Below are 1,611 nucleotides of genomic sequence, written 5' to 3' on the forward strand. Positions count from 1 at the left end.
GAACCTGCCGTAGTAAAAAGGGGCCGATAGTCTTATCTTGAGCCTATCGTAATTTGGTATGGCAAAGGTATGCGATATAGGAATCTTAATTACTCTTACATCAAGCCCGCCGATATCATAAGACCCAAAACCCAGCTGAAAAGCATAGGCAAAATTGACCCTTACGTCAGCGCCTTGCTGTGCATTGGCAGTAGTATTATGAAATGAGAATATAGCTGCTGCTATAAGTAGTAGATAAACCCACCGCATCGGTATTCAGTGTAGCAAAAAGAAATCTTATTGCAATATTCTTTATTAAGGAGAATCTATTTCTTTAAACTGCCTTTGTATTTATAAAAAATAGCATCTTGGCCAGCTTTTTCCCATATCATTGTTCCGGAAATCTGATCACCCTCTACTTTACCTTCCCACTGTATTAATCCTTCTTTCTCGCTCGTGGTACTGGTTATGAACAAGGTTACGCCATCTTGCGTGCGGTGTTCATAGGGGGCTGCACCAAATCCGTACTGCTCACAGTCTTTAGATAAAAATTTTCCGTCTTTAAAAGTTAAGACGTCATCTCTGACTTCATCGCTGCCGCTATGCTCTTTAATCTTGATTTCAAAAGTCTTGCCATCCAGAGAGTCATCGGCGGATGCTGTATTTAGGCCTGCGCCCAGGGTTAAGAGTGATAATGCAAAGACCATAAATAATAATTTGGAAGTTAAATTAAATCTCATATTTTCCCTCCTAAGTGTGTTTTTAAACCTACTTAGCAACTCTACTGGAAATTACGGTCTAGTGTCAAGCATTATATTGGACTCAGAAGATTCATAGTTTGTGTTAATTGACCCCTTTTCAAAAATTGAGTCTCTAGATAATATTAAATATATCTATGCATTTTCTCTGTAGGGGTGCGGAGGGAATGTTTGAGAGTCATTATTTGCGGCTCGCCGCAGTGGAACTATGATCAAATAGTTATAGATGAAGTGGTTAAGCTTAGAAAATTATGCCGCGAGAGGGCGGAGAAGCTTCTTATTATCACAGGAGGGGAGGTCGGCCCTGAAAGAGCGGCTGAGACCTTCTGTAAGAAACTGGGCATAGACTATATGACTCAGCCAGCTATAAACGTGCTTGGGGACAGCTCATACTTCAGGCGAAACGAGCTTATGATCAAGTATCACAAGCCAGATTTAGTAATCGGTATCGCCCATAAAATAGACGAGAACCAGGTCATCTATCACCTTTTGCAAATCGCCAAAATGAAAGATATCAGAACAAAAGCCATTGACTACGAGAGCCTATCAAAACGCCACGACGAGCTGGATGCAGACTCACCCATTGGGAGTTATTCATAGTTTTCTTTATAACAATACTGTCCGCGCTTTTTTAAAAGCCCGAAGTATTTGAGTGTGGGAATGAGAGTGAGTGTTAATAATAGCTAGCGAGGGAAGGGGAGATTTGATTTTAAGAATAATCTCTTAGTGAGTTACAACTCTTTTAAGTCTCTTGGCATGTCTAACCCAAGCTTTGACCATGCTAAGTCCTGGCAGCTGTCTAACAAGACTCTTTCTGCCTTTGGAGTTTGCTTTTTCCATTGCTGCTAAGAGGTTCTCAGGAACTCTTTTCCCA

Annotated in this window: 3 protein-coding genes; 1 reads left to right on the forward strand and 2 read right to left on the reverse strand. The window is 40.9% G+C overall.

What is annotated here, in order from left to right; all coding sequences use genetic code 11:
- Nucleotides 1–249, reverse strand: a 249-nt coding sequence (locus AAF462_11905) for a hypothetical protein (protein MEM7009826.1), incomplete at its 3' end; no start/stop codon positions are given.
- Between the two features lie 56 nt (nt 250–305).
- A complete protein-coding gene (locus tag AAF462_11910; GenBank protein ID MEM7009827.1) occupies nt 306–719 on the reverse strand; it encodes a hypothetical protein in 414 nt (137 codons plus the stop codon).
- A gap of 189 nt (nt 720–908) precedes the next feature.
- Between AAF462_11910 and AAF462_11915 the strand changes: the two genes are divergently transcribed.
- The gene (locus AAF462_11915; GenBank protein MEM7009828.1) at nt 909–1,337 is read left to right on the forward strand and encodes a hypothetical protein; all 429 of its coding nucleotides are present in this window, start codon (nt 909–911) and stop codon (nt 1,335–1,337) included.
- The last annotated feature ends 274 nt before the right edge of the window (nt 1,338–1,611 follow it).

The sequence above is a fragment of the Thermodesulfobacteriota bacterium genome, from assembly GCA_039028315.1.
Classification (GTDB): domain Bacteria; phylum Desulfobacterota_D; class UBA1144; order Nemesobacterales; family UBA2774; genus CR02bin9.

Coding starts and splice junctions, on each gene's coding strand:
- AAF462_11910 (MEM7009827.1), bottom strand. CDS start 719: ATGAGATTTAATTTAACTTCCAAATTATTATTTATGGTCTTTGCATTA.